The sequence below is a fragment of the Catenibacterium sp. CAG:290 genome (genome assembly GCF_000437715.1).
GTDB classification, from domain to species: Bacteria; Bacillota_I; Bacilli_A; order Erysipelotrichales; family Coprobacillaceae; genus Catenibacterium; species Catenibacterium mitsuoka_A.
The window spans coordinates 12259-19853 of sequence record NZ_FR898856.1 but is presented as its reverse complement, the minus strand read 5'-3'; the positions used below and the strand labels follow the sequence as shown (position 1 = coordinate 19853).

Annotated in this window: 9 protein-coding genes; all 9 read left to right on the top strand. The window is 32.5% G+C overall.

The features are described 5' to 3' along the window. Positions 1-226 precede the first annotated feature (226 nt). Positions 227-559 carry an oleate hydratase gene (locus tag QVO42_RS08440; protein ID WP_022425680.1) on the top strand — a complete coding sequence of 111 codons (333 nt, stop codon included), beginning with the start codon at positions 227-229 and terminating at the stop codon, positions 557-559. Between the two features lie 29 nt (positions 560-588). Further along, positions 589-795 carry a hypothetical protein gene (locus tag QVO42_RS08435; protein WP_288164163.1) on the top strand — a complete coding sequence of 69 codons (207 nt, stop codon included), beginning with the start codon at positions 589-591 and terminating at the stop codon, positions 793-795. Positions 796-935: 140 nt separating this feature from the next. Continuing rightward, positions 936-1622, top strand: a complete 687-nt coding sequence (locus QVO42_RS08430; RefSeq protein ID WP_022425678.1) for an N-acetylmannosamine-6-phosphate 2-epimerase — start codon at positions 936-938, stop codon at positions 1620-1622. A gap of 1 nt (position 1623) precedes the next feature. Then, entirely contained in the window at positions 1624-2910 is a 1287-nt protein-coding gene (locus QVO42_RS08425) for a PTS sugar transporter subunit IIC (RefSeq protein WP_022425677.1), read from the top strand. Between the two features lie 3 nt (positions 2911-2913). Next, positions 2914-3654 (top strand): HAD-IIB family hydrolase, encoded by a 741-nt coding sequence (locus QVO42_RS08420; RefSeq protein ID WP_022425676.1) that lies wholly within the window; start codon positions 2914-2916, stop codon positions 3652-3654. Position 3655: 1 nt separating this feature from the next. Continuing rightward, positions 3656-5134, top strand: a complete 1479-nt coding sequence (locus tag QVO42_RS08415) for a DUF4127 family protein (RefSeq protein ID WP_022425675.1) — start codon at positions 3656-3658, stop codon at positions 5132-5134. Next, the gene (locus QVO42_RS08410; RefSeq protein WP_022425674.1) at positions 5131-5766 is read left to right on the top strand and encodes an SGNH/GDSL hydrolase family protein; all 636 of its coding nucleotides are present in this window, start codon (positions 5131-5133) and stop codon (positions 5764-5766) included. The genes QVO42_RS08415 and QVO42_RS08410 overlap by 4 nt, the downstream gene beginning before the upstream one ends. Before the next feature lie 22 nt (positions 5767-5788). Then, entirely contained in the window at positions 5789-6607 is an 819-nt protein-coding gene (locus QVO42_RS08405) for a MurR/RpiR family transcriptional regulator (RefSeq protein ID WP_022425673.1), read from the top strand. A 9-nt stretch (positions 6608-6616) separates the two neighbouring features. Further along, positions 6617-7595 (top strand): sialate O-acetylesterase (locus QVO42_RS08400; RefSeq protein ID WP_288164162.1); only part of this gene is annotated, 979 nt, incomplete at its 3' end.

Below are 7595 nucleotides of genomic sequence, written 5' to 3'. Positions count from 1 at the left end.
AGAAAAATAGGCGTTAAGTTAAATTTAATGATCTAGTAGCAACATTTTTCATAAACTTAGCGTTATATTTTATAAAAATACTAAAGAAGCTATTTTGATTGTACGAATACTACATTGCCTGCAAGATTATGTTAAATACTTATTTTAAGAAAAGATATCAATTTTTACATGGTAAATATATATAAAAATTTAATTCCAGTTTTATTTTACAATTGAGGGTGACCAATTGATATCAGAATTTGTTCATTTCTTCTTTACTTCAGATGAACAATTAGAAGATAAACAGGTTAAAGATGTATTCAGTCAGGACTTTATGGAATCTGATTTCTACTGTTATTGGCATGCTTTATTTCAAGTCAATGATGCTTATTCTTTTAAAGTGACATTACATCGTTATATGCATATATTGACAACACAATGTATGATTTCTCCTAAGTATTGCGTGTATGAATCAGTGATTGTACCTATTATAGAATATCTAGAAGCACATACCAATGGAACAAACTATGCCTATATAGGAGGAGGTGTCTCATTACCTTATAATATCCAGGAAGCTTAGATTATCTCGTACATACCGCAATGAATGCAGTGTATAGTTTATTACATATCACTAGAAGTATTCCATCTTATCGTTATTTTATTGAAGACTATTTAAGTGTCTTCTCATCTTTATATGGTGATGAGACTTTCATGGAAAGTCAGTCATTCACAAAACGTCTTGTCTTAAAAGAGTTGTTAAAAAGAATAGAGGGCTCTGATCTAGAAGCCCTATTAAAGGAATATAAGTTCTTCTAGATGATATGAAAGTGCTTTCTTATAAGAATCTCGTTATGAGGTTCTTTTTTTATTTGTTTGAAAGTAGATTCCAAACCCGCAAGATTCATTGAAGTGATGAGGAAGTCTGATTATGATTGGTAATGAAAGGAGAACATAAAATGGTTGGGGAAATAAAAAAACATTTAATAGTTTCCTGTCAGGCTTTGGAAGATGAACCGCTTCACTCTTCTTTGATTATGTCACGCATGGCTGTTGCTGCAATGCAGGGTGGCGCAAAAGGAATTCGTGCAAATTCTGTTAAAGATATTGAAGCAATCAAGAAGGCAGTTCCATTACCTGTTATTGGGATTATTAAAAGAGACTATAAAGACAGTGATGTTTATATTACACCAACTTATGAAGATGTAGATCATCTTGTTCAGGTGGGATGTGACATCATTGCGATGGATGCAACAATAAGCACGCGTCCAGGGTGTATATCTTTAGATGCTTTCTTCAAGAAAGTAAAAGAAAATCATCCTAAACAATTATTCATGGCAGATTGCAGTACTGTAGAAGAGGCAGTATATGCTGATGAATTAGGATTTGATTTCATTGGAACGACATTAGTTGGTTACACCAACCAAAGCAAGGGGAATCAGATCAATGCGGATGATTTTAAAATCATAAGAGACATCTTAAAAAAGGTTAAACATCCAGTTATTGCAGAGGGAAATATCGATACTCCTCAAAAAGCAAAACGTGTATTAGAACTAGGATGTTATAGCGTAGTGGTAGGTTCTATTATTACAAGACCACAAGTCATTACAAAGAGATTTACAGATGTAATAGAAGGAGAAAAATAAAATGAACGCTTTAATGGATAAGATTGCAGATAAGATTCTGCCATTTGCGGAAGTGTTATCAAAGAATAAATACTTAGCCGCTATTAGAAATGCTTTTGTAACTATTATGCCAATTATCATTGGCTGCTCATTATGTACACTATTGAATAGTGTATTCTTAGGAAAAGGAAACTATTTTGATAAATGGTTTGGGTTCCAGGGATTAGATATTGTGAATGTTCTTGGTGCTATTGGTAGCGCTGGTATGAATATTATGGCTTTATTAATTGTTTATCTATTAGCTAAGAACTTGGCTAAAGAGTATAAGATTGATGAAGACGCTGTTTCAGTCACTGCAGTTGTATGTTTCTTGATTATTACTACTTTTGGAACAGATGCAAAAGCAGGAGAATATATAAGAACATATTATTTAGGTGCTGCTGGTTTATTTACTGCATTTATTGCTGCATTTGCGACAGTAGAAATCATGAGAAGATTAATGAAATGTAAAGCATTGATCATCAAGATGCCTGATTCTGTTCCTAGTGGTATTGCTAGAAGCTTTAATAGTATGATTCCAGTTATTATTACTATGTTTATTTTTGGTATTGTAAGATTTATTACAAATGCAGTAGGTACACCTTTAAATGACTTGATCTTTAACTTTATTCAGACTCCACTTACTGCAATTATCACTTCTCCAGTTGGTATTGTAGTGATTTATTTCTTATATATGCTTTTATGGGGATTTGGTATTCATACAGGTTATATTATTTCACAGCCTATCCTAGAACCTATTTTCTTAATTAACTTAACACAGAATGCTGCTGCAATTACTGCAGGTCATGCTGCAACTCATATTCTTACAAAACCATTTACTGATTCTTTAATGTTCATGGGTGGCGCAGGAAATATGCTTGCATTAGTTCTTGCTATTTTAATTGTTTCTAAACGTAAAGACTATAAACAAATCGCAAAGCTTGGATTTATTCCATCACTATTCAATATTTCTGAACCAATCATGTTTGGTTTACCAGTAGTAATGAACCCAGTATTAATTATTCCTATGATTCTTGTAACACTTGTCAGCTTAGGTATTGGTACACTTGCGACTGTCACTGGATTTATGGGTTATACATATGTTATGACACCTTGGACTACACCTCCTCTAATTGGTGGTTTCCTTGCAACAGGTGGTAAGATTGGCGGTTTAATCACAGCTGCTATTTGTTTAGTTATTTCTGTTTTGATTTATATGCCATTTGTTAAGGCAATGGATAAAGAATTAGAAAAGGAAGAAGAAAAATAATTTATGAAAGTAATCGTGTTTGACTTAGATGGCACATTACTTGATACAAAGAATGAAATCATTGGAGGAGAGAAGACCCTTTCTCTCCTTAATGATTATCAAGAATCAGGCTATAGACTTGCTATATGCACTGGTCGATTAGATCATGATATTGTAGCCATCAATAGAAAGTATCATCTAGGTATTACTGAGAGAATATCTCAAAATGGTGCTGTGATTTATCAAGGAAATCAATTAAATGCTGCTTTGTTAGATAAACGAGATGCCATGGGAATTTATGATTTACTAAAGGAGTATAATGTAAGAGTAGAGATGAATACAGTATCTAATCGTTATTGGATGAGTCCAAGGGATCCGGATTTTCCAAAAGAATTTTACGATTCATCAATTATTAAAGAGGATTTTAAAGACATTATACCCTATCAACCTGTTATACTTTATCTTGTTGTAGGGGAAGAGGATTACTTAAAAGAAATTCAAACAGTTATAAAGAAGAAATTTACACAGGTAGATGCGATTCTTACAAGTAAGACATCATTAGAAATTGTTCCATTACATATATCTAAGGGAGAAGCTATTCGCACCATGTATCCAGAGGATGAAGTCTATGCAATTGGTGATAGTGAAAGTGATCTTGCAATGTTGGAATATGCACATCGATTCTATTATGTAAAAGAAGAAGTAGAAGGTGCTATTTGCGTAGAAAGTATTTTAGAAGCTTTAGAAAAGATAAAGGAGGAGTAGTATGCGTATCTTATTATTACCACTTGATGAAAGACCATGTAATTATATTTATCCTCAGATGATTGTGTCTTCTAACCATTCAGTTCATCTTACAATGCCTCCATTGGATATCCTGCCAAAAAAGAAGATTCCTGCTTCATTTAATAAGATTAGACAGTATTTATTAAAAGAAGCAGTCACTCAGGATGCTTTAGTTATTTCACTAGATATGCTTCTTTATGGAGGATTACTTTCTTCAAGACTGCATCATCTTACAGAGGATATTCTAGAAGAACATCTAGATGTTCTTCAGGAATTAAAGACACTTAATCCTCATCTTAAAATATATGCATTTCAATGTATTATGCGTTGTCCTCAATATAATTCGAGTGAGGAGGAGCCAGATTATTATGAAGATTATGGTTATGCACTCTTTAAAAAGAAGTATTTAGAGGATAAAGAAGAAAGAGAAACATTAACGAGTGAAGAAGAAATTGAAAAGAATAGTCTTCATATACCTGAAGAAGTAATCAGAGACTATGAAGACAGACGACTTATAAACTGTAGAATGAATTCAAAAACACTTGAATTATTAGAAAACAATGTTATTGATTTTCTTGTTATTCCACAAGATGATTCTTCACCTTTTGGTTATACCGCAAAAGATCAGAAGATCATTCTTAAAGAAATTAAAGAAAAGTGTTTAGAATTCAAGGTAATGGTTTATCCAGGTGCTGATGAAGTTGGTATGTCCCTTATGACGAGAGCTTATAATGATTACTATCAGGTTCATCCTAAGATTTATCCATTTTATGCTTCTACACTTGGTCCACAGGTTGTACCTCTTTATGAGGATAGACCTATGTTTGAAAGCTTAAAATCACATATCCTTGTAACAGGGGCAAGACTTGTAATGGATGATTCAAACGCAAATATAGTTCTGGCAGTGAATTGCCCAGGAAAAATTATGCAGGAATCATTTGACAAGAAAAAGGATGTCTCTTATTCAAGCTATCGACAGTTAATGAGCTTTGTGGAGAGAATTAAGGAATATGTTGAAGAAGGTAGAAGTGTAGGTGTGATTGATAGTGCTTATGCGAATGGTGGAGATTATGAATTGATTCGATATCTTGATCATTATAATCTTCTAGAAGAATTAAAGGGTTATGCAGGATGGAATACGAACTGCAATACAACAGGGACTGTTCTTTCTGAAATACAGGTTGGAGAGATTCATGCACCTAATACTGTATATCATTTGATAGAGGATGTTTTCTATCAAGCTAAAGTAAGACAAAAGGTGATTGAGGAAGATTTACCTGAACTTGGACTTTCTTATTATGATTTTAAAGATAAAGAGGATTTAGTAGAAAAAAGAATTGGTGAGGCATTATTAAAAGAGTATTCTACTTTAAATATTTCTCATAAGTATCCAATTAATTCTATAGAAGTTATTATGCCTTGGCATCGTATGTTTGAGATAGGAGTGAAGTTCAAATGAGAGAACAGATGATTTATAATCCTGGCATTTACCAATTAAGAGAAGATGCTCTTAAAAGAATGTTAGATATTATTTATAACCAAAAGACAGCACAGTCTGGACAAACAGTATTTTTTGGAGATTCTATTATAGAGTTTTATGATATGAATCAATATTTCCCAGAAAAGACTATTTATAATTGTGGTATTGCAGGGGCTACAACAGATGAATTGTTATGGATTGTAGATGAAGCAGTTATTAAATATAAACCTGCTCAGGTTTTATTACATGTAGGGACAAATGATCTTGGTAACACAGTGACACATTCACCCCGTCAGATTGCCTCGAATATTCAGATGTTAGTAAGTATAATACAGAAGAACTTACCTAATTGTCGTATTACTATTCTTTCACCATTACCTTGTGATGAAGATATTCAAGGATATCCTCATGCGCGTGGTATACGTTCAAATGCATTTCTAAAAGATATTTATGAACATTTTGTGGAGTATCTAGGTGATAGTGTTAATTACATTAATGCATTTGATTCATTTGTAAACAAAAAAGAATTATTACTTGAAGATGGCCTTCATCCCAATGAGAAGGGCTATCAGCTCCTTACGCATATCATCAATGATTCTATGATTTTGTGATAGAATAGTTTTGGGTGATAATATGGATAATTATTTAAAAAGTACAAAAACGATGATTGAAGAGAAATATGATAGTTTTACACAAGTAGAAAAAGTGATTGCGGACTATTTTCTTCATGGAACAATAGAAGATTTTTCTAGTAAGGCTGTTGCTTCCACAATATATGTTTCAGAAGCGTCTTTATCTCGATTCTCAAAGAAATTAGGTTTTAGTGGCTATAGAGAGTTTGTTTTTTCTTTTAATGCGAATATGAAAGAAAATAAGCGTTTAGATCAATTAACATCATTTTCTATACATAAATATCAGGAAGTATTGGAACAGACTTATCAGATAGTGGATAATAATCAGATTATACGTATCGCAAAGCTTCTTGATTCAAAAAAAAGAGTGTTTATTTATGGCATTGGTTCAAGTGGTCTTGTCGCAAAGGAATTTGCATCACGTTTAATACGTTTAGGTCTTGATGCGGAAGCTATTAACTCAGAAAGTGATATTACTGCTAATAGTCCACGTGTTCAGTCAGAGTCGTTAGTAATAGGAATTTCTATTTCAGGAAGTAATCCAAATGTTGTTGCAGGACTTAAACGTGCGCATGAAAAGAATGCGACAACAGTTCTTATGACTTCTATGCAGCGTGCTTATCATGATGATATTATTGATGAAATTGTTAAGGTGGCTCATGTGAAGAATGTGACAGTGTCACATATTATTTCTGCTGAGTTTCCTGCTTTAGTCATGACGGATATTATCTATACACATTATCTAAATTATAATAAATCAGATAAATTAGAGTCATTAAAAGAGATATTGAATTCAATAGATTATAAATTTGAGAAGTAGGTGTTAAAAATGGAATTAGATTATCCATATTCAAATCATATGGTTCTACAAAGAAATAAAGATATAATTCTTTCAGGTACTTCTGAAGAAAAAGAAGTAAGAATGACTTTTTTAAAAAAGGAATATAAAGTGCCTGTCAACGATGGGAGATGGCAGATATCATTTAAAATAGAACAACCTGGTGGACCTTATCGTATGATTCTTACAGATGATAGAGATATGCTTGTATTGAATGATATTCTTGTAGGTGATGTTTATCTTGCAGCAGGACAATCTAATATGGAATTAGAGATGAGAGAGTCAAAGGAAAAGAAACTTCCTTTATATCGTTCTAATGTTCGTATCATGACAGTCCCAAAGTATATCTATCCTTTTGAGGACGATAATCAAAGATGGAAAGAACTTAATGAAGAAACAGTGTCATCCTTTTCTGCAGTGGCTTCATTTTTTAGTTATTATCTTGATGAAGATATACCAATCGGTATTATTTCTAATAATAAAGGTGGTACAAGTGCTTCATGCTGGATTGAAGAAGAAGTTCTTAAAAAGAACAATGTACTTAAAGAGAATGTATATGATCCGTATTATGATGATTTACCATCATTAGATATACAAAAAGAAGAAACCGAAAAGTATTACAATGTATTTAATAACTATCAAAAAGAGTTAAAGGAATGTATTAATACACATCCTGATATGACTCTTTCCCAAATTAAGAATATTGTAGGACATACTCCATGGCCTCCTCCAAAAGGTTATTATGATTATCGAAGACCAGGTAGTCTTTATGAACATATGTTTAAATGTACTCTTGATTATCCTGTCAAAGCAGTGTTATGGTATCAGGGGGAGGAAGATAGTCCACAGTATATGTATTACAGTGAGCTACTTAAGACATTGATTCAAAGCTGGCGTCGTGCTTATCACGAAGATTTTCCATTTTTTATTATTCAATTACCTGAATATAAAAATAGTCACTTTGATGAAA